At 68.3% G+C, this 20,006-nt stretch carries 22 protein-coding genes; 12 read left to right on the top strand and 10 right to left on the bottom strand.

Annotation, left to right across the window (positions count from 1 at the left end; genetic code table 11):
* Positions 1 to 81 precede the first annotated feature (81 nt).
* Together ACIPRS_RS16630 and ACIPRS_RS16625 are read right to left on the bottom strand one after the other, a co-directional pair.
* Entirely contained in the window at positions 82 to 2,583 is a 2,502-nt protein-coding gene (locus ACIPRS_RS16630) for an ABC transporter permease (RefSeq protein ID WP_446539356.1), read from the bottom strand.
* Positions 2,580 to 3,320, bottom strand: a complete 741-nt coding sequence (locus tag ACIPRS_RS16625; protein WP_446539355.1) for an ABC transporter ATP-binding protein — start codon at positions 3,318 to 3,320, stop codon at positions 2,580 to 2,582. Before ACIPRS_RS16625 ends, ACIPRS_RS16630 begins: the two co-directional genes overlap by 4 nt.
* An 82-nt stretch (positions 3,321 to 3,402) precedes the next feature.
* Here ACIPRS_RS16625 and ACIPRS_RS16620 point away from each other — a divergent pair, with 82 nt between their 5' ends.
* The 3 genes from ACIPRS_RS16620 to ACIPRS_RS16610 all read left to right on the top strand — a co-directional run bounded on the left by ACIPRS_RS16620 (position 3,403) and on the right by ACIPRS_RS16610 (position 4,974).
* Positions 3,403 to 4,035: an arylesterase gene (locus tag ACIPRS_RS16620; protein WP_446539354.1), complete on the top strand. Its 633-nt coding sequence runs from the start codon at positions 3,403 to 3,405 to the stop codon at positions 4,033 to 4,035.
* Positions 4,036 to 4,170: 135 nt separating this feature from the next.
* The gene (locus ACIPRS_RS16615; protein WP_142126021.1) at positions 4,171 to 4,383 is read left to right on the top strand and encodes a hypothetical protein; all 213 of its coding nucleotides are present in this window, start codon (positions 4,171 to 4,173) and stop codon (positions 4,381 to 4,383) included.
* A 93-nt stretch (positions 4,384 to 4,476) separates the two neighbouring features.
* The gene (locus tag ACIPRS_RS16610) at positions 4,477 to 4,974 is read left to right on the top strand and encodes a DUF1579 domain-containing protein (protein WP_446539353.1); all 498 of its coding nucleotides are present in this window, start codon (positions 4,477 to 4,479) and stop codon (positions 4,972 to 4,974) included.
* Between the two features lie 24 nt (positions 4,975 to 4,998).
* On the opposite strand, the gene ACIPRS_RS16605 is transcribed toward ACIPRS_RS16610, so the two are convergent.
* From ACIPRS_RS16605 to ACIPRS_RS16590, 4 genes are all read right to left on the bottom strand, one after another.
* Positions 4,999 to 5,655: a DsbA family oxidoreductase gene (locus ACIPRS_RS16605; protein ID WP_446539352.1), complete on the bottom strand. Its 657-nt coding sequence runs from the start codon at positions 5,653 to 5,655 to the stop codon at positions 4,999 to 5,001.
* A 10-nt stretch (positions 5,656 to 5,665) separates the two neighbouring features.
* Positions 5,666 to 6,952 carry a Xaa-Pro dipeptidase gene (locus tag ACIPRS_RS16600; protein ID WP_446539351.1) on the bottom strand — a complete coding sequence of 429 codons (1,287 nt, stop codon included), beginning with the start codon at positions 6,950 to 6,952 and terminating at the stop codon, positions 5,666 to 5,668.
* A gap of 207 nt (positions 6,953 to 7,159) precedes the next feature.
* Entirely contained in the window at positions 7,160 to 8,194 is a 1,035-nt protein-coding gene (locus ACIPRS_RS16595) for an aldo/keto reductase (protein WP_446539350.1), read from the bottom strand.
* A 101-nt stretch (positions 8,195 to 8,295) separates the two neighbouring features.
* A complete protein-coding gene (locus ACIPRS_RS16590; protein ID WP_337732616.1) occupies positions 8,296 to 9,030 on the bottom strand; it encodes an SDR family oxidoreductase in 735 nt (244 codons plus the stop codon).
* A gap of 199 nt (positions 9,031 to 9,229) precedes the next feature.
* On the opposite strand from ACIPRS_RS16590, the gene ACIPRS_RS16585 reads away from it, so the two are divergent.
* Both ACIPRS_RS16585 and ACIPRS_RS16580 read left to right on the top strand, forming a co-directional pair.
* Positions 9,230 to 10,138 carry an AraC family transcriptional regulator N-terminal domain-containing protein gene (locus tag ACIPRS_RS16585; RefSeq protein ID WP_446539349.1) on the top strand — a complete coding sequence of 303 codons (909 nt, stop codon included), beginning with the start codon at positions 9,230 to 9,232 and terminating at the stop codon, positions 10,136 to 10,138.
* Between the two features lie 109 nt (positions 10,139 to 10,247).
* Positions 10,248 to 10,820 (top strand): DUF3016 domain-containing protein, encoded by a 573-nt coding sequence (locus tag ACIPRS_RS16580; protein ID WP_446539348.1) that lies wholly within the window; start codon positions 10,248 to 10,250, stop codon positions 10,818 to 10,820.
* 53 nt (positions 10,821 to 10,873) lie between these two features.
* On the opposite strand, the gene ACIPRS_RS16575 is transcribed toward ACIPRS_RS16580, so the two are convergent.
* On the bottom strand, positions 10,874 to 11,674 hold the full coding sequence (locus tag ACIPRS_RS16575) for a hypothetical protein (RefSeq protein ID WP_446539347.1): 801 nt from the start codon (positions 11,672 to 11,674) through the stop codon (positions 10,874 to 10,876).
* Positions 11,675 to 11,774: 100 nt separating this feature from the next.
* On the opposite strand from ACIPRS_RS16575, the gene msrB reads away from it, so the two are divergent.
* The 5 genes from msrB (at position 11,775) to ACIPRS_RS16550 (ending at position 15,017) form a co-directional block, all read left to right on the top strand.
* Positions 11,775 to 12,242 carry a peptide-methionine (R)-S-oxide reductase MsrB gene (gene msrB, locus ACIPRS_RS16570; protein WP_446539346.1) on the top strand — a complete coding sequence of 156 codons (468 nt, stop codon included), beginning with the start codon at positions 11,775 to 11,777 and terminating at the stop codon, positions 12,240 to 12,242.
* 89 nt (positions 12,243 to 12,331) lie between these two features.
* Positions 12,332 to 13,387, top strand: a complete 1,056-nt coding sequence (locus ACIPRS_RS16565; RefSeq protein ID WP_337732621.1) for a CorA family divalent cation transporter — start codon at positions 12,332 to 12,334, stop codon at positions 13,385 to 13,387.
* 166 nt (positions 13,388 to 13,553) lie between these two features.
* Complete coding sequence (locus ACIPRS_RS16560; protein ID WP_192202900.1) at positions 13,554 to 14,327, top strand: HipA family kinase; 774 nt, start codon at positions 13,554 to 13,556, stop codon at positions 14,325 to 14,327.
* Positions 14,314 to 14,721 carry a DUF3037 domain-containing protein gene (locus ACIPRS_RS16555; RefSeq protein WP_337732623.1) on the top strand — a complete coding sequence of 136 codons (408 nt, stop codon included), beginning with the start codon at positions 14,314 to 14,316 and terminating at the stop codon, positions 14,719 to 14,721. Before ACIPRS_RS16560 ends, ACIPRS_RS16555 begins: the two co-directional genes overlap by 14 nt.
* A complete protein-coding gene (locus ACIPRS_RS16550; protein ID WP_446539345.1) occupies positions 14,718 to 15,017 on the top strand; it encodes a DUF4031 domain-containing protein in 300 nt (99 codons plus the stop codon). Before ACIPRS_RS16555 ends, ACIPRS_RS16550 begins: the two co-directional genes overlap by 4 nt.
* 82 nt (positions 15,018 to 15,099) lie before the next feature.
* On the opposite strand, the gene ACIPRS_RS16545 is transcribed toward ACIPRS_RS16550, so the two are convergent.
* On the bottom strand, positions 15,100 to 16,938 hold the full coding sequence (locus ACIPRS_RS16545) for a M56 family metallopeptidase (RefSeq protein ID WP_446539344.1): 1,839 nt from the start codon (positions 16,936 to 16,938) through the stop codon (positions 15,100 to 15,102).
* A gap of 1 nt (position 16,939) precedes the next feature.
* The gene (locus ACIPRS_RS16540) at positions 16,940 to 17,335 is read right to left on the bottom strand and encodes a BlaI/MecI/CopY family transcriptional regulator (RefSeq protein ID WP_337732626.1); all 396 of its coding nucleotides are present in this window, start codon (positions 17,333 to 17,335) and stop codon (positions 16,940 to 16,942) included.
* A gap of 163 nt (positions 17,336 to 17,498) precedes the next feature.
* Here ACIPRS_RS16540 and motA point away from each other — a divergent pair, with 163 nt between their 5' ends.
* Positions 17,499 to 18,353: a flagellar motor stator protein MotA gene (motA, locus tag ACIPRS_RS16535; protein WP_337732627.1), complete on the top strand. Its 855-nt coding sequence runs from the start codon at positions 17,499 to 17,501 to the stop codon at positions 18,351 to 18,353.
* A 9-nt stretch (positions 18,354 to 18,362) separates the two neighbouring features.
* Complete coding sequence (gene motB, locus ACIPRS_RS16530; RefSeq protein ID WP_446539343.1) at positions 18,363 to 19,352, top strand: flagellar motor protein MotB; 990 nt, start codon at positions 18,363 to 18,365, stop codon at positions 19,350 to 19,352.
* A gap of 63 nt (positions 19,353 to 19,415) precedes the next feature.
* Here motB and ACIPRS_RS16525 read toward each other — a convergent pair whose 3' ends face one another.
* Entirely contained in the window at positions 19,416 to 19,850 is a 435-nt protein-coding gene (locus ACIPRS_RS16525; RefSeq protein WP_446539342.1) for a VOC family protein, read from the bottom strand.
* Positions 19,851 to 20,006: the final 156 nt, after the last annotated feature.

Raw genomic sequence — 20,006 nt, 5'->3', positions numbered from 1 at the left:
GCTCTTTTCTTGTAGGAGGGGCTTCAGCCCCGACCGCCATCCCTGATGGTCAGGTCGGGGCTGAAGCCCCTCCTACAGGCGCTATCCCTGCAGCTCGCGCAACGTCACCGACGGCGGCGCATCCAGCACCTTGCGCGTGGCGAACAGGCCGGCACCAAGGGCTGCGAGCATGCCCAGCCCGCCACCGATGGCGGCCAGCTGCCAGTTCGCCTTCCAGGGCAGGTCGAACACCTGCGTGGCCACCACGCCCGACAACACGGACGCCGCTATCGCAGCCACCAGACCCGCCAGCAGGCCGATGGCGGCGAACTCCGAGGCCTGCGCCAACCGCAGCTGGCGGCGGCTGCCGCCGAGCACGCGCATCACGCCGCCCTCGAGCAGTCGCTCATCCTGGCTGGCGCTCACCGCCGCCATCAGCACCAGCAGGCCCGCCGCGAGCGAGAACCAGAACACCACCTGCACCACCTGCGAGACCTGCTCGGCCGTGCTGCGCACCTGGTTGAGCACCGCCTCCACGTCGATCACCGACAGGTTGGGGAACTGGTCGACCAGCTCGCGCGTGAAGGCAGTATCTCCCGACGGCACGCTGACGGCGGTGATGTAGCTGGCGGAGTAGCCATCGAGCGCACCCGGCGAGGCGACAACGAAGAAGTTGGGACGGAAGCTCTCCCAGTCCACGCTGCGCAGGCTGGTGACGCGGCCCTCGAAGCGCTGGCCGGCGATATCGAACGCCACCCGGTCACCGAGCTTCCATCCCAACGCCTCGGCGAACTCCTCCTCCACCGACAACTCCGGTGAAGACGGTGTGCGTCCGATCCAGAACTCGCCGGCCGTCACCTTGTTGTCGTCACGCAGTGTCGTCGCCATCGACAGGTTGAACTCGCGCTCGGCGCGGCGCTGCGTGCGCTCGTCAGCCTCTTCGTAGTCTGCGCCACTGCTCGGCTTGCCGTTGAGTTCGACCAGCCGGCCACGGATCATCGGATACAGGTCCACCGCCGAGAGCCCGCGCGCCTGCATGAAGGCCTTCACCGGATCCACCTGGTCCGGCTGTACGTTGATGATGAAGCGGTTGGGCGCATTGGCTGACAGCGCGAGCTGCCAGCGATCCAACAGGTCGGTGCGCACGAAGGTCAGCAACAGCAGCGCCATCAGGCCGAGGCCGAGCGCCGACACCTGCGCGATCGACGTTCCCGCCCGGCGGCTGACATTGGCCAGGCCGTAACGCAGGCTGCCGCGCAGCCGCGAACGCAGGCGACGCACCAGCAGGATCATCGCCCAGGCCAGCAGCGAGAGCACGGCGAGCGTACTGACGATGCCGACCAGCATCGCCGTGCCCAAGGCGGGCGAGCCTGCCTTCCACCACAGCAGCGCGCCCAGACCGACGAAGCCGGTCAGCGCGACCAGCCATGCGCTCGGTTCGGTACGGTCTAGATCGCGCCTCAACACGCGCAATGCCGGCACGCGACGCAGCGCCAGCACCGGCGGCGCGCCGAACGCGAGCAGAACGATCATGCCCACGCCATAACCTTGCAGCGCCGGCATCAGGCCTGCTGGCGGAATGTCGATCTTCAGCGACTGCTGCAGCCAGCTGCCGATGCCCCACTGCAGGCCGAAGGCGATCAGTACGCCGACGGTGCACGCCGCCAGGCCCAGCAGCACCAGTTCGCCGACATGGATGCCCACCAGCGTGCGCTGCTGGGCGCCGAGGCAGCGCATCACCGCGGTGCCGGACAGGTGCCGTTCGCTGTGCCGGCGCGCGGCCATCGCCACGGCGACCGCCGCCAGCACCACGGAGACCAGCGCGGCGAGACCGAGGAAACGACTCGCGCGATCAAGTGCGGAACGCACCTCGGGCCGTGCGTCCTGGATGGTTTCCATCCGTTGCCCACGCGCGAGTTGCTGCTTTGCGGCCGCCGTGAAGCTTTCCACCGCCGCAGCCTCGCCGGCAACGACGAGTCGGTAACGCAGCCGGCTGCCTTCCTGCACCAGATCAGTGGACGGCAGATCGGCAAGATTGAGGAAGACCTTCGGCGCGACGTTGAAATAGTCCAGCGCGGCATCCGGCTCCTGGGTGACAAGCGCGGCCAGCTTCAGCGTGCGCGTGCCGATGCCGATCCCGTCGCCGGGCTTCGCACCCAGCGTCTCCGCGCCGGCCTGGCTGATCCACACCGTGCCGGGTGCCGGAATGCCTGCAGCATCGCGTTCGACGCCACCCGCGCGATCCACCAGGCGGAAGTTGCCGCGCAGCGGGAAGCCTTCGCCCAGCGCACGCAGGTCGCCCAGCGAGAGCGATTCGCCCGCGCGTACCATGCTCTGCAATTCATGCGTCTCGGTCACCCGCAGGCCGGGTGCCTGGGCGAGTGCGCGCAGTGCGTCCGAAGGCGGGGCATCGCCGCGCACCACCACGTCGCCACCGAGCAGCCGGTTCGCCTCGATCGCCAGCGCGCGCTCCGCGCGGTCGGTGACGAAGCCGACGGAGGTCACCGCCACCACGGCGAGCACCAGCGCGGCGAACAGGATGCGGATGTCCCCCGCCACCAGGTCGCGCCGCAGCTGGCGCCAGGCCAGCGCGAGCGTCTTCATGCCGCAGAACCCTGCAGGCGACCGGCATCCAGGCGCAGGCGGCGCTGGCAGCGTTCGGCGAGATGATCGTCGTGGGTGACCAGGATCAGCGTGGTGCCTGCATCAGCGTTCAGCGCGAACAGCAGCTCGATGATGGCTTGCCCGGTATGCGTGTCGAGGTTGCCGGTGGGCTCGTCCGCGAACAGCAGCGAGGGCCGCGTGACGAACGCGCGCGCCAGGGCGACGCGCTGCTGCTCGCCACCCGACAACTGGCGCGGATAATGGCCGAGGCGCTGGCCAAGGCCGACTTTTTCCAGGATCTGCCGGGCAGGGCCTTCCGCATCGGCGTCACCGCGCAGTTCCAGCGGCAGCATGACGTTTTCCAGCGCCGTCAACGACGGCAGCAGTTGGAAACTCTGGAAGACGAAGCCGACCTTCTCCCCGCGCACGCGCGCACGACCGTCCTCGTCCATGTCCGAAAGGCGCTCGCCATCCAGCGTCACCGTGCCGGCACTGGGCACGTCCAGGCCGGCCAGCAGCGACAGCAGCGTGCTCTTGCCGGAGCCGGATGCCCCCACGATGGCGACGGTGTCGCCATGCTCGATGCGGAAGCCGATGTCGTCGAGTATCGTCAGGGCACCGTCGGGCAGCGGCACATGCTTGCCCAAGCCCTGCACGTCGAGCACGGCAAGGCGCGCAATGGAGGGGGCTTCAGTGGGGAGTCTGCTGGCGTCGGCCATGATCGTCTCGTCGGTCATTTCGTGGATCATCGGGAGCAGGGATTAAATGTTTCTTAATTTGAACAGGTATGGGGCCAGCGACGTACGCATGCAATGGGCCATGGGCTTGGCGCTGCTTCTGCTCGTCGCACTATTTGCACGTCCCGCCGCAGCGCAGAGTGCGCAGGCCGCGCCCGCGAAAGGCACGCGCACCGTCCTGGTGATGGGCGACTCGCTCTCGGCGGCATACGGCCTGGCGCCGTCGCAGGGATGGGTGTCGCTGACCGCGGACCGGATCGGCAGGACGAAGCCGGGCTGGCGCGTCGTCAACGCCAGCATCAGTGGCGAGACCACTGCAGGCGGGGCGGCGCGCATCGCGGCGGAACTGCAACGCCACAAGCCCGCCGTCGTGATCATCGCGCTGGGCGCGAACGACGGGCTGCGGGGCCTGCCACTGGTGCAGACGCGCGCCAATCTGGAAAAGATGATCAAGGCTGCGCAGGCAGGCAAGGCGAAGGTGCTGCTGGTCGGCATGCGGATGCCGCCGAATTACGGCCCCGATTACACGCGCGGCTTCGAACAGAACTTCAGCGCGCTGGCCAAGCAGTACCGCACCGCGCTGCTGCCGTTCCTGCTGGAACCCATCGCACTGGATCGCAATGCCTACCAGGCCGACAACCTGCACCCCGTCGCCAGCGCCCAGCCGAAACTGCGCGACCACGTCTGGACGGCGCTGGAGCCGTTGCTGCGCTGAGGAGCGGCGTTGCACCTACACGGCGGTAGGAATTTTCCTACGCCGATACGGGCAGTCCGCCGAATGTGATAACTGGCACATTCGCGCACAGTCCCCATGCCGGTTCCCTGCCCGGCATGCTGACTGGAGTACGCAATGCCCCGCCTGCTTTTCACCATCGCCGCCGATGCCAGCGGCTGGCAGCTGTACGAAGGCCAGTTCGGCCGTGACTGGTTCGACAACCTCGGCGACGCGCGCGAGAACGCCAAGTTGCTCGCGGCCACCCTGCACCAGCATCACGGCATCCCGACCGCCGTGGTGGTCGAGATGCCCAGCAACGAGTCCGTGCTGTTGGCACGCCACGGCTGAAACACCGCTCCGGGCGCGCGGGCGACTGCGCGCCGCTGTCCGCCCTCCGTCACCGGATGGCATGATCCGCGGCACACACTTGGAGAGACCGCCATGGGCAAGCACGCGTTCGAAGAGTCGCTGGCGCAAGGCCGGCACCGGCAACTGGCGCAGATGGCCGGTGAGTGGGAAGGCCGCTTCCGCCTGTGGTTCACGCCGGACGAACTGGCTTGCGAGGCCCCGCAGCGGGGACGCATCCGCAGCGTGCTGGGCGGACGCTTCCTGATGCACGAGTACGAGAGCCGCTTCAACGACGAGCCCATCGAGGGCATCGTGCTGTACGGCTACCACCTGGACGATGGCCACTGGGAATCCGCCTGGGTGGAGAGTTTCGGCACGGGCACCAACATCATGTTCTCGACCGGCACCGGCAGCGCACCGGGCCCCAACGTCCTGGGCAGCTACGGCGACGGACAGGGTGGTCCGCGCTGGGGCTGGCGCACGACGCTGGAGCAACCCGACCCTGACACGCTGGTGATCACCATGTTCAACATCACCCCGCAGGGCGAGGAAATGCGGGCGGTCGAGACGCAGTACACCCGCGTCGGATAGGCAGCCGTTGCAGGGCGGTAGCGATCAGGCCGCGATATCCGACAGCTGGCGCAGCGCCTGTTCGAACACCTCCACCGGTTGCCCGCCCTGCACCAGGTGGCGGTCGTTGAAGATCACCGACGGCACCGCGCGGATACCCTGCCGCTGGTAGAAGTGTTCGCGTTCGCGGACCTGTGCAGCGAAAGCATCCGTGTCGAGGATATGCCGCGCCGCCGCGCCATCCAGTCCGGCGGATCCCGCGATGGCGGCCAGCGTGTCGTGGTCGGACACGTTTCTTCCTTCGCCATGGTATGCATTCAGCAACGCATGCTTGAGGGCACGCTGCTGCGGGGCGCCGAGTTCGCCCGCCCAGTGCAGCAGGCGATGCGCGTCGAAGGTGTTGTAGATGCGGTCGCGCTTCTGCAGGTCGAAGACGAAGCCCAGCGCCTCGCCGCGCTGGCGCAGCGCCTCGCCGTTCTGCGCCAGCCGCTCGGGCGTCAGACCGTACTTGCGGCCAAGATGATCCGCGATGGACTCGCCTTCCGGCGCCATGCCGGGATTGAGCTCGAACGGCTGGAAGTGCAGTTCCACCTGCAGGTCGCCGCCGATGTTCGCCATGGCGCGCTCCAGCGCGGCCAGGCCAACCGCGCACCAGGGGCAGGCCACATCGGACACGAAATCGATCTTCACGGGCGTGGACATGCGCTACGCCTCACTCGCTCGCGGTGTTCTTGTAGACACGTCCCTGCTTCATCACGAAACCGACATTTTCAAGCACCGCCACGTCCTGCAGCGGGTCGCCGTCCACCGCGATCAGGTCCGCGTAGTAGCCCGGCTTGAGGACGCCGGCATCCTTCTCGATGCCGAACAGCCGCGCATTCACCACCGTAGCCGAGCGGATCGCCTGCAGCGGCGTCATGCCGAACTGCACCATGCGCGAGAACTGGCGCGCATTGAGGCCATGCGGGTAGACGCCGCCATCCGTACCGAATCCCATGACGACGCCGGCCTGGTGCGCCTTGCGGAAGTTCTCGCGCTGGGTGGCGCCCACGCGGCGTTCCTTCTCCAGCGATTCCGGCAGGAACCCGGCCTTCTCGCCCTCACCGAGGATGTACTCGGTGTTGTAGATGTCCATCACCAGTACGGTACCGTTCTTCTTCGCCAGCGCGATGCCCTCATCGTCGATGAAGCTGGCGTGCTCGATGGAATCCACGCCGGCCAGCAGCGCATTGCGGATGCCGGTGGCGCCATGCGCGTGCGAAGCCACCTTGCGGCCCAGCGCATGCGCTTCATCCACGAGCGCTTTCAGTTCCTCCAGCGAATACTGCGGCGCACCGACCTCGGTGCCCTTGGACAGCACCCCGCCGGTGGAACAGGTCTTGATGAAGTCGGCGCCGAACTTGACGTTCTGCCGCACCTTCTGCCGCGCGGCCCACGGACCGTCGGCCACGCCCTCGCCTACGGCCTTGTACTCGGCCGGCAGCAGGTTGTTGTCGCTGCAGTGTCCGCCGGTGATGCCGATGGACACGCCGCCCGCGAGGATGCGCGGACCTTCGACTTCCCCCGCCGCGATCGCATCGCGCAGCGCCACGTCGGCGTAGCCGGGCGAGCCGGGCACGCGCACGGTGGTGAAGCCGGCGAGCAGCGTGGTGCGCGCGTTCTTCGCGCCCTTGATCGCAGCGGCGGGCAGCGAGATGGCCAGGCGGCGATAGCCCTGCAGGTCGGCGTCGCCATGCAGGTGGACGTGCGCGTCCATCAGGCCGGGCAGCACGGTCTTCGTCGACAGGTCATGGACCGTCGCACCGGCCGGTACCGGCGTGCTCGCGACAGGGCCGATGGCGGTGATGCGCGTGTCCTCGATGACGATGGCCTGGTCGGCCAGCAGGCGACCGGATTCGACATCGAGCAGGCGGCCGGCCTTGACGTAGGTGGTGGCCGCGAGCGCGGGCACAGCGGTGGAAAGCAAGGCGGCAATGGCCAGCAGGGAAAGGCGGCGCATCGGGGCTCCAGTGGAAGAGGATCGCGCGACTGTAGCAAGCCCGCCCTGTAGGAGCGACGCAAGTCGCGACCGTATCCTCACGGCCGCCGTCGCCAGGGGGTCAGGCATCGCAGTCGCCGCGGATCTGCGGTCGCGACTTGCGTCGCTCCTACAGGGTGTTTCGGCGCGCGGCGGACCGGGTGGCCCGGCCCGCGAGGCGCCGGTGCTTCAGACCGGCGTGGGATTGCGGTACGCGAAGCCGGCCTGGTGCCAGTACGGATACGGTTTGGGTCGCTGGCTGGCGGCATCCAGCTTCGCCACCTGGTCCGGGGTGAGATTCCAGCCGACCGCACCCAGGTTCTGCTTCAGCTGTTCCTCGTTGCGCGCGCCAATCACCACCGTGCTGATCGTGGGGCGTTGCAGCAGCCAGTTCAGCGCGACCTGCGGAATCGACCTGCCGGTTTCCTGCGCGACCTCGTCCAGCGCGTCGACCACGTCGTACAGATACTCGAGGTCGACCTGCGGGCCGGCGTCGTTCGCCGTCTGCGACTGCAGGCGGCTGTTCTCGGGAAGCGGCTGGCCACGCAGGATCTTGCCGGTCAGACGGCCCCAGCCCAGCGGACTCCACACCACCGCACCGACGCCCTGGTCGGCGGCCAGCGGCATCAGCTCCCATTCGTAGTCGCGGCCGACCAGCGAGTAGTACGCCTGGTGCGCGACGTAACGCGACCAACCGTGGCGGTCGGCGGCGGCCAGCGACTTCATCAGGTGCCAGCCGGAGAAATTGGACACGCCCAGATAGCGGATCTTGCCCGCCTTCACCAGCGTATCGAGCGTGGACAGCACTTCCTCCACCGGCGGACGCGCATCGAAGCCGTGCAGCTGGAACAGGTCGATGTAGTCGGTGCCCAGGCGCTTGAGCGCGGCATCGACGGCGTTGATCAGGTGATGGCGCGAGGAACCGACCTGGTTCTCGCCGTCGCCGAAGCGGAAGGTGGCCTTGGTGGAGATGATCAGCGCATCACGCGGCCTGCCCTTGATGGCTTCGCCGAGGATCTCCTCCGCAGCGCCCTTCGAATAGACGTCGGCGCTGTCGAACATGTTCAAGCCCGCATCGAGGCAGACATCGACCAGTCGGCGCGCCTCGGCCACGTCGGTGCTGCCCCAGGCACTGAACAACGCGCCCTGGCCACCGAAGGTGCCGGTGCCGAAGGAGAGGACGGGAACGCGGAAGCCGGACGCGCCGAGGTAACGGTATTCCATGAGCGGATGCTCCAGAAGCGGGGGAGTGCGCCATTGCACTCCCCTGCCGCGACAGCGGCAACCCCTGGCGGTGGAAAACTCCGTTGCCTGCCGACGAAAACTCAGTTGGGGCTGGCCGCCGGGCGCACGATGATCTCGCTGACGTCCACGTCGTCGGGCTGCTCCACCGCGTAGGCGATGGCGCGCGCGATGGCCTCGGCGGGAATCGAGACCTGGCGGAAGTCCTCCAGCCACGCCTTGATGCCGGCATCGCTGGTGGTCTCGGCCAGTTCGCTGGTGGTCACGCCCGGCGACACCACCGTGACGCGCAGGTTGTCGTGTTCCTGCCGCAGGCCTTCGGAGATGGCCAGCACCGCGTGCTTGGTGGCGCAGTAGACCGAGGCGCTGGGCCATACGCGGTGACCCGCGGTGGAGGCGATGTTGATGACCTGTCCGCCACCCTGCGCCTGCATCACCGGCAGCGCCGCGGCGATGCCGTGCAGCACGCCGCGGATGTTGACGTCGATCATCTGGTTCCATTCGTCGATCTTCAGCGCGGCCAGCGGCGACAGCGGCATGACGCCGGCGTTGTTGACGATCACGTCGAGGCGACCGAACTGCGCACGGGCGAAATCGACGAACGCCTGCATGTCGTCCAGGCGGGTGACGTCGAGCGCGCGCTGGCGGGCGGTGCCGCCTTCGGCTTCGATGCCGGCGACCAGCTGTTCGAGCCGGTCGGTACGGCGCGCGCCGAGGACGACGCGGGCGCCACGGCGCGCGAGTTCACGCGCTGCGGCTTCGCCGATGCCGCTGCTGGCACCGGTGATGGCGATGACTTTTCCTTCGATTCCGGACATGGAGCACCTCGTTTGGGGGAAGCACGGCGCGGGCTGCGCCGGAGCGGAGCGCAGTCTGTTCCTCCCGGCCGGGATTTCGATATCCGGTTCCTCCGCGATCATTGCCTGATCCTGCGGAGGCCGCCCGCACCCCATTCCCTCCCCCGGCCCGTTGCGTAGACTCGTTTCCATCCCCCACGCACGTTCCACAGGCCTTCCCATGCCCGAAGCCGCCCCACTACTCGATGACCGCGTCCGCGAACTGGCCCGCCTGATTGAACGATCCACCGGCAACGACGGACTCCACGCCACGGCGATCCCCGCACTGCAGTTCTCCCGCCTGAGCGCGCCCATGCCGCTGCCGATGCGCGGCGTGCAGGAAGCCGCGCTGTGCCTGATCGTGCAGGGCGCCAAGCGGGCGATCCTTGCCGACGAGGTGTACGAGTACGACGCCAGCCGTTTCGTGGTGGCCTCGGTGGATCTGCCAGTGACCGGCCAGGTCACCCGGGCATCGTCCGAAGCACCCTACCTATGCCTGGTGCTGAAACTCTCGCCGGCCACCATCGCCGAGATGGTCACCGAAGCGGAATCGGCGAAGACACCGCTGCCGCCACCTTCGCGAGGCCTGTTCCTGCAGCCCAGCAGCGTGGAGATGCTGGATGCAGCCATCCGCCTGGTGAAGCTGCTCGACACACCGCAGGACATCGCGCTGCTGGCGCCGCTGGTGCAGCGGGAGATCCTCTACCGCGTGCTGTGCAGTCCGCAGGGCGCCATGCTGCGCCATATCGGCATCGCCGACAGCCAGGGCCAGCGTGTGGCGAAGGCGATCCACTGGTTGCGGCAGCATTACGCGCAACCGCTGCGCATCGACCACATCGCCCGCGAAGTGCACATGAGCGCCTCCGCCCTGCACCACCACTTCAAGGCGGTCACCGCGATGAGCCCGCTGCAGTACCAGAAGCAGCTGCGCCTGCAGGAGGCCCGCCGCCTGATGCTGAGCGAAGTGATGGATGCCGCCAGCGCCGGCCATCGCGTGGGCTATGAGAGCCCGTCCCAGTTCAGCCGCGAATATAGCCGCATGTTCGGCGCGCCGCCGGTCCGCGACGTGGAGCGCCTGCGCAACCTCTGACGGGCGTGGAAACAGCGGCTGAACGCCGCCGCGACAGACCCGGCTCCGACGTTGCCGCACCCCCGGGAGCAGGCGCACACTCAAATGTGACACCTACCGAGGAACGGCCATGAAGACGCCCGCCCTGTTGCTCATCGCCATCGTCGCACTGGCGACCGCCGTGCCCGGCATGGCACGCCAGAAGAACGTCACCGATCCCGGCATTCCGCGCAGCCTGCCAACCGAAGGCGGCGCTGTCAGCGTGAGCTGGACCGATCCCGCACAGTTCAGCGAGATCAAGTACAGCGGCAGCCGCTGGGAATCGGAGCGCGGCACCTGGGTCACCGACCTGGCGAAGTATCTCCGTGACAAAGCCGGCCAGCAGCTCGCCCGCGGCCAGACCCTGGACATCGTGATCACCGACATCGACCGTGCAGGCCGTTACGAGCCATCGGCGCGATCGGCCATGAACGACATCCGCATCGTCAAGGACATCTACCCGCCGCGCATCGCGCTGAGCTTCAGCGTGAAGGGGCCGGATGGCCAGGTCATCGCCGAAGGCGAGCGCAAGCTGGTCGACCACGGGTTCCTGATGGGTCCCAACCTCAACAACAACGACACCCTGCGCTACGAGAAGCGGCTGATCGACGACTGGCTGCGCAAGGAGTTCCGGAGCGGCCAGGCCGTCACTGCCACACCCTGACCCCGCGTCATCGCATCCGGGCCCTGCGTCCAACCCCGCGGGGCCCGTGCGTTTCAGGCCTCCGGTTCGTGCGGATACACCGCCGCTACCGAACATTGCACGCGCATGCCCATGCGCCCTGACCGTCGCGGATCGTCCGCGAACACGAAACCCGGATCCCCGGCGTCGAAGACGCTGCCACCCCCGCTGTCCTGCGCGATCACGCGATCACCGGGATTGCCGCAGATCAGGCCGATGCCCACGCCGGACCGGAAGACGATGGCCGGTGCCGAATCCAGGTCGGGACACGTCTGCGCCAGTTCCACGCGGTAGTAGCGATGACCGCCGGAGCGGCGCGGCGAGAGTTCCACCAGCATGCCCTTGCTGTCCTCCGACCATGCACGCAGGTAGCGCGGATTGAAGCAGAAACTTGGCGAGCCCGCGAAACCCTTGCGCTGCGGTGCCCGCACCTGCACGGTCTCCAGCGTCTTCACGTCGTCGCCCGCGCTCCGGATGGACGCCTCGCGCGCCATCGCGGCGTAGGCACGCGCGTCGATCCGCTCCACCCCGGCCACGGCACAGACCGACGCACCGATGCGGACGAGCTCGCCGCCCGCACCGCAGACCCAGCCCTCGCGGGCGAGCAGCACGGCGCTCGCTTCGCCTGCACCCGGGCAATCTTCGCCCAGCGTGATGCGGAAGCGCTGGCCATCCTGGCCCTGCACCGCAAGCTGGCGGGACGAGGCCTGCCGCACTTCGGCCATCTGGCGCGCATCAAGGCAGCCGGGGGCGGGCGGCACTCGCTGCGCCAGTACCGGCGTCGCCGCCACCAGGAGCAGCAGCGCCCCCCCGGGCAATGAACAAGACAAGCGCATCCGTGCCTACCTCCCTGAAACCGATCCGGATGGTAACCCAGGGTTGCAGCATGACGATGGCGGCACCATATCGGGGCCATCTTCCCGCGGAGTTCCCATCATGACGATCTTCGACCTGACGCCCCCCACCGACGCGCAACGCGAGCGCCTGATAGCGGACCTGAGTGATGAAGAGCGCCGCGTGCTGCTGAACCATGGAACCGAGGCGCCGTTCTGCGGCGTGTTCCTCGACAACAAGCAGGACGGCGTCTACACCTGCCGGCTGTGCGGGCTGCCACTGTTCCGCTCGAGCGCGAAGTTCGATTCCGGCACCGGCTGGCCGAGCTTCTTCCAGCCCGTGGACGAGGCGCATGTCGGCCGCATCCGCGACAGCAGCTACGGCATGGTCCGCACCGAGATCGTCTGCGCACGCTGCCACAGCCACCTGGGCCACGTGTTTCCCGATGGCCCGCCGCCGACCGGCGAGCGCCACTGCCTGAATTCGGCGTCGCTGGCATTCACGCCCAACGGCGACGCGTTGCCCGACCTGCTCCAGCGTGGCGGCGCGGAAGCGCAGCACGCCGGATAGGCGCCCGTCGCCTGTCACAAGACCGGCACATGACGGCGGTAGCCTGACCGTCACCCAACCGTCTCCCGGCTGCCGCACGGGTGCAACACATGCCGCTGTCCGCCGCTCCCGAAGCGCCCGCATCGCCGTTTGCCGGACTGCCCGGCGCGCTCTGGCTCTATCGTTTCGATGCCGACGGCCAGGCCCGGGTACTGGACGCGGCCAAGTGCGGGCTCGACACGCTGCATGCCCCCGCCGATGGCTGGCATTGGTTGCACCTGGACCTCAGCGATGCACGCAGCGCGCAGGTGGTCGCGATGCTGCCGATCCCCGACGACGCGCGCGCCGCGTTGCTGTCGCCCGATACCCACGTCAACCTGCAACTGGAGGACGATGCCGCGCACGGCGTATTCGTCGACTGGGTGCACCAGCGTGGCGTCGACCTCGCGGCCGAAGGCCAGCTGCGTGGCGATGACGGCATCGGTTGGCTGCACTTCGCCGCGACGCCCGGCCTGCTGGTCACCGCACGGCGGCAGGCACTGCGCTCGGTCGAGGCGGCGCGCCGCGGCATGGCGGGCGGTCTGCGCGCCGGCTCCACGGTGCGCTTGCTCGAAGTGATCGCCGACCATTTCGCCGACACGGTGGAGCGCAGCAGCGACAGCCTCTCCGTGCGACTGGACCGCATCGAGGACCGGGTGCTGGCCGACAGCATCGGCGAAGAACGCCGCGACCTGGCACAGCTGCGCCACCAGACAGTCCGCCTGCACCGCCCGCTCACCGCCATGCGGCGCGTGCTCAAGCAGTTCGAGCAGCGCCATCCCGCCGATGCCGAGCACGAACTTCTGTCCTCCGTCTCGCGTCTCAACCAGCGCTTCGACGACCTCGATGGCGATGTGGGCACGCTGCAGGAACGCGCGCGCCTGTTGCAGGACGAAGTAGCCGCGAAGCTGGCCGAACGCACCAACCGCCACCTGTACGTGCTCTCGATGATCACGGCGTTGCTGCTGCCGCCCAGCCTGGTGGCCGGCATCTTCGGCATGAACCTGCCCGGCCTTCCATTCGCGCACGGCACGCATGGCCTTGCGTTCGCGCTGCTGCTCGGCGTGGCGTCCAGCGTGGCGGTCTATCTGATGTTGCGGCGCATGGGCGTGGCGCGTTCGACCTGAGCACGCATGGGAGGGGCTTCAACCCCGACACGGACGTCACAGGACACGATGAAGCATTTCCGGCGCAATGTGCGGCACGCGGTGCACGGATGGACAGGGTTCCTCGGCGTCCGGGTTCCTGCGGTCGGGGCTGAAGCCCCTCCCACACGGGTATCCTAGCGGCCTGATGACGCTGCCCCTCCGTACCGCCACCCGCTATGTCACCCCGCTGCGCGAAGGCGGCTCGATGCCGGCCGTGGTCGAGGCCGACGACGACGGCCTCTATGTGCTCAAGTTCCGCGGTGCCGGCCAGGGACCCAAGGCGCTGGTCGCCGAACTGATCGCCGGCGGCCTGGCGAAAGCGCTGCAGTTGCCGATGCCGGACCTGGCGCTGATGGAACTGGATGCCGACCTGGCGCGCACCGAAGGCGACCCGGAGATACAGGACCTGATCAAGGCCAGCGCCGGGCTCAACCTGGCCATGGACTACCTGCCAGGCGCGGTGAACTTCGATCCCGTGGCCGAACAGCCGGATGCGGACCTTGCCTCGCGGATCGTCTGGTTCGATGCCTTCATCAGCAACGTCGACCGCACGGCACGCAACACCAACCTGCTGATGTGGCACCGGCGGCTGTACCTGATCGACCACGGGGCGTCGCTGTACTTCCACCACGGCTGGGACGGCGACGTGTCGGGCGCCGGCAAGCCCTTCCCGCTGATCCGCGACCACGTGCTGCTGCGCTGGGCCTCGCGCCTGGCGGACATCGATGCGGCCATGGCGGCGCGCCTGCCGGATGCCGTGATGGCGGGGATCGTCGCGGAGGTCCCCGACGCCTGGCTGCAGGGACCGGACAGCTTCGGCGATCCGCCGGCACAGCGCGCGGCCTACACCGACTACCTGATCCGACGTCTGGCACAGCGTGACGCGTTCGTGCAGGGGGCGATCCATGCGCGCGCATGACACCTACGACTATGCGGTGATCCGCGTGGTGCCGCGCGTGGAGCGCGAAGAGTTCGTCAACGTCGGCGTCATCCTGTCGTGCGAACGGGCGGGATTCCTGGAAGCGCGCATCGAACTGGACGAAGCCCGCCTGCAGGCCCTCGACCCCACGCTGGACATCGAATCGCTGCGCCGCCACCTGGACACCATTCCCGCCATCTGCCGCGGCGGCGAAGCGGCCGCGCCGATCGGGCTGCTGCCGGCGCGCGCGCGCTTCCACTGGCTCACGGCGAAACGGAGTTCGATCATCCAGACCTCATCGGTGCACATGGGCCGTTGCGGCGATCTTCCCGCAACGCTGGAGCATCTGATGGATCGCATGGTGCGGCCGCCGAAGGCGACCGCGCCGCGATGAGCGTCTACGTGGATGACGCCGTCACCCTGTGGCGCGGTCGTCGCTGGGCACACATGATGGCCGACACGCTGGAAGAGCTGCATACGATGGCGGAACGTTTGAGGATGCCGCGCCGCGCCTTCCAGGACAAGCGCAGCGGGGCGCATTACGACCTGACCGAAGAACTGCGCGAAGAAGCATTGCGGCTCGGCGCCATTGCCATTTCCCGCCACCGCGACCGCGAACAGGTCCGCGCGATCATCCGTCTCGCGCGTTCGCAGTGGAGCGGCGCGGCGGACGGAGAACGCTTCCTGTAGGAGGGGATTCAGCCCCGACCGCACCTCTGCTGGAGCCCACCCCATGCAGGCGCCGGGCAGAAGCCCGGCGCCGCGATCCGCGTCAGAGTTGTTGCGCCTTCCCGCTGCGGATGGCGTCGTCCAGCAAGCGCTTCACTTCGCGCTGCATCTGTTCCGTCGCGGCCACCTGCCTGCGGCTCAGCGCTTCCTGCTGCCGTGCGAGGGGCTCCTGCTGGCGCGAAAGGACTTCCTGCTGGCGCGCCAGCGCTTCCTGCTGCTGGGCGAGCGCGTCCAGGCGGCGGTCGGTCTCCGCATCGCTGGCGCGGCTGCCCTGCAGCGCGGCCGACGCGCGTTCGGTGGCGATGGCGGCCATCTTCCGGCCCAGTTCGCCCTGCTTTGCGCCCAGCGCTCCCTGCCGCTCGCCCAATGCACCCTGCTGTTCGCCGAGCTTGCCCTGCTGCGCGCCCAATGCCTCGACCGGCGCATGCGCGGCCTTCACCCGCTGCACGGTGGCGGCATCGCGCACGATGTACTGCTTGCCGTCCTCGCGCATCCACAGCACGGGCGCTTTGCCCTGCTGCAATGTCCTGGCGATGCGGATGTCGTCGCTGTGGCCGGCCATGGTCACTTCGTTGTCCTGGATGAGCACGTAGGCGTCGCCATCGCGTGCGCCGCCGATGCTCCACGTGCCACGCATCGGGGGCGGCGCGGGGGGAGTGGGCGCCGCCGGTGCACGCACGCGGGGCGCCGCAGGCGCCGCAGGGGGTGCCGGTGGTGCCGGCATGTCGCGCGCTGCGGCGACCACGACGGCGCGCGGGGCTGCCTCCGGCGTGGGCACGGCGACAGGATCGGCCTGCGCCGCGATCACGGGTGCCGCGACGGGCGTCGCTGCCACCGGCACTGCGGCGGCCACCGGCGCGACCGGGGTGCTGCTGGCGATCACGCGATAAGGCACCACGCCCAGCAACACGATGCCGACGGTGACGGCCAGGGCGCTGGTGCGCAGGGGGGAAGCGGTGTGCTGCAGCATGAGCAGTCTCCTCTTGAGGATGCGGAATGTGGGGGAGGCGCCAGCCAACGCCGGCGAGGGAGCGGTGGAAACACCCAGCTTCACCAGCAGGCGCCCGTAATCGCGGGGAGCGTGGCGCTCGTCCGCGAGCACGGCGGCATCGCAGGCGACTTCACGCGCCAGGCTGTATTCGCGTGCCGCGAGGTGTGCGACGGGGTGGAAGAAGAACAGGTGCTGCGCCAGTGCCGGCATCCACGCCCACCACAGGTCGCGTCGCTGCAGGTGGGCCAGTTCGTGATGCAGCGACATGCGCAGGTCGTCTGAATTCATGCGTTGCAGGGCGGCAGCGGGCAACATCAGCACCGGCCGCCACGGCCGCGCGAGCTGCGGCGAGTCGATGTCGTCGCTGACCTGCAACATCGGCAAGACCGCGATGCCGAGATGGCGGCCCAGCGCGTGGTACTCCTCGCGTATGTGGCGATTCCGGCACGGCCGCGCGCGCGCGATCTGGCGCCGCAGTTGCCATGCCTGGCGCACCGTGTTGGCCAGCATCACGGCCACGCCGGCCAGCCATGCCACCAGCAGCAGTACCCCGGCATCGAGGGAGGTCTCCTGCGTCGATGCCGTCGGCGACGTGACGGTCACCGCCGGTCCCGCCGCCGTGAAGGCAGGCGAGGCGTCTCCCGCGGCCGCCATCGCCATCTGGGCTGCCACGGGCTCCGCCGGCAGCAAGGGCAGCGCAACGGGGGCATGCCACACCAGCCCCACCACCATCTGCGCGGCCACCAGCCACCACAGCCAGGCCCGTGTGCGCGCATCCAGGCGCGGCAGGTAGCGGCACAAGGCCCACACCAGGGCGGCAAGCAGCAGCGACTGCATGCCGACGTCGAGCAAGCGGGAAAGCAGGCTGTCCGCCCATGCGACAAGATCCATGTCAGCCCTCCTTCCGCCGGGACTGCAGGCTCGCGACCATCGCCTCCAGTTCCGCCAGTTCGTCGTCGCTCACCTCGGTGCGCTGGGACATCCACGCCACCAACGGCGACAGCGAGCCCTGCAGCGTCTTCTCGACGAAACTGCCGACCGCATGGCGCATCACTTCATTGGACTGCGCGACCGGCGCGTACCGGTACACGCCCTCCACCTGGCGGCGTCGCAGGTAGGCCTTGGCACGCAGGCGCTCCATCATCGTGAGCACCGTGGAGCGGGCCAGGCCGCGGGTCTCGCCGAACGCGGCCGCCACTTCGCCCACGCTGGCCTCGCCGTGGTCGGACAGGTATTGCAGCAGCGCCAGCTCCTGGTCGCCGATGGACTTGCGGGCCTTGCCGGGCATGGGATCGCCTTGTGACTACAGTTGTCGTCAACATGCCCGTGACGACAACTGTAGTCAACCCTGCCGAAGGTCATTCCCGTGCGCCGGCCGACAGGCGGTCGCGGCTCAAGAAACCGGTGGCCAGGCCGATCCTTGGACAACCCCACCGTGTGCGCGCCCCGCCATGCTCATCATCGTCGGCTTCATCATCGTCACCCTGAGCGTGATCGGTGGCTACCTCGGCTCGCACGGCAAGCTGGGCGCCCTGTGGCAGCCGTTCGAGCTGGTCATCATCGGCGGCGCGGCCCTGGGCGCCTTCATGGCCAGCAATCCGACCAAGGTGGTCAAGGGCACGATCGCGGCCACCCTGTCGGTGTTCAAGGGCGCGAAGTACAAGTCGGCCGACTACCTGGACGTGCTGACGCTGATCCACGAGATGCTCAACAAGGCGCGCCGCGACGGCTTCATGTCGCTGGAAGAGCACATCGAGAACCCGACCAACAGCCCGCTGTTCCAGAAGTACCCGAAGATCCTCGCCGACCACCACCTGCTCGACTTCCTGACCGAATGCCTGCGCCTGATGGTGGGCAGCAACATCGAGCCGCACGAGCTGGAACCGCTGCTGGAGCTGGAGCTGGAAAAGCACCACCACGAGGCGATGGCACCGGCGCACGCACTGCAGAAGATGTCCGACGGCCTGCCCGGTTTCGGCATCGTGGCGGCGGTGCTGGGCATCATCGTGACGATGGGTTCGATCGGCGGCGACATCGCCGCGGTCGGCGCACATGTCGCGGCGGCACTGGTCGGCACCTTCCTCGGCATCCTGCTCGCCTACGGCTTCGTCTCGCCGCTCGCCGCCGCCATCGAGGCCCAGGTCGAGCAGGACAGCCGCATGTACGAATCGGTGAAGACCGCGCTGCTGGCGTGCCTGCGCGGCTACAACCCGGCCGTGGCACTGGAATTCGCCCGCAAGACGCTGCCATCCGACGTGCGCCCGCCGTTCGTCGAATTCGAAGCGCACCTCAAGGCCAACAAGTAAGCCACGGCGATGAGCGAGCAACGCCCCACCATCATCGTCCGCCGCATCAAGAAGGTCGCCGGTGGCGGCCATCACGGCGGCTCGTGGAAGGTCGCCTACGCGGACTTCGTGACTGCGATGATGGCGTTCTTCCTGGTGATGTGGCTGATGGGCGCCACCACCAACAAGGAGCGCGCGGCGATCTCGGAATACTTCCGGAACCCCAGCCCGCTGAGCGGCAAGAGCTTTTCGCCCGCGCCCGGCCCCGCCGGTCCCGGGGGCGCCAGCACGTCGATGATCAAGCTGGGCGGCACGATGGACCTGCCCAAGGGCGAGAACGACAACCCGTTCGCCAAGCCACCCGGCGATGCGCAGCAGGCGGCCGAAGAGCAGCAGAAGGCGCAGGAAAAGCAGCGCCTGGAAACCCTGATGCAGGCGCTGGAGGAAGCGATCGGCAAGAGCCAGGCACTGGAACCGTTCAAGGACCAGTTGCTGCTGGACCTGACGCCCGAAGGCCTGCGCATCCAGATCGTCGACCAGCAGAACCGGCCGATGTTCGACCTCGGCGGCACGGTGCTGAAGTCCTACACGCAGACGATCCTGGCCGAGCTGGCCGGCTTCATCAACCAGGTGCCGAACCACGTCAGCATCACCGGGCACACCGATACCACGCAGTACACGTCCAATCGCGGTTACACCAACTGGGAGCTCAGCGCCGAGCGTGCCAATGCCGCGCGGCGCGCGCTGGTGGCCGGCGGCATGCACGAGGACAAGGTGTCGCGCGTGGTCGGACTGTCGTCGTCCGTGCTGTTCGACAAGCAGAACCCGCAGAACCCGATCAACCGCCGCATCAGCATCGTGGTGATGACGAAGGCGGCGGAGCAGGCGATGCAGGGCGAAGGCGGAATGCTGACACCCGGCGCGCCGCTGCCGGACGCGGATACCGCGATGCCGGAACGCACGGCCAGCATCGCGCCTCCACCCGCAACGCACGTCGCCGTGGCGTCCGCACGCCCCTGACACGCATCCGTGATCCCGGCAGGGGCGGCGCTCGCATCTGACCGCCCACCACGATTACGGCGGTCATGCGTCTCCTTCCCGCACGATTGCCGGGCCTTTCAGCTCCAGCGTGTTTCCGTCGGGATCGTTGAAATAGAGCGACGGTCCCTCGCCTTCCGCGCCGAAGTTGGTGTCCGCCGGCCCGGTGGGCGTGATACCGAAGCGCGCAAGGTGTTCGACCAGTGCGGCCTCATCGAACGGTTCGATGCGCAGGCAGAGATGATCGACGTTGCGCCCTTCGCGGCCAGCCGACGCGCCGCCGCGCGCACCCAGCTTTCCGTCCACGCTCACCAGATCGATCATCGATGCACCCGCGCGCAGGTGCGCCAGCCCCAGGTGCTCACGTTGCCGTTCCATGTCGCAGCCCAGGACGTCGCGGTAGAACGCGATGCTGCGCGCGAGGTCGCTCACGCGCAGGACGAGATGATCGATTCGCTGGACATCGAAGGGACGCGGCATTGTCGGACTCCCGGATAGTTGCAGACGCGACGATCTGCGCACCGGGATTTCGACATGCGATGCGACCTCGTGGCGTTGACGCAGCTGAACGGAGCGCGCACAATCCGCGCCGATCAGCCAGCACCGAGTCGCTTCGTCGAAGTTCTCACCGCCAGC

Source organism: Pseudoxanthomonas sp. LARHCG66, from assembly GCF_052871755.1.
Note: the sequence above shows the minus strand (reverse complement) of the source record. Positions and strands in the feature narration are given on the sequence as shown.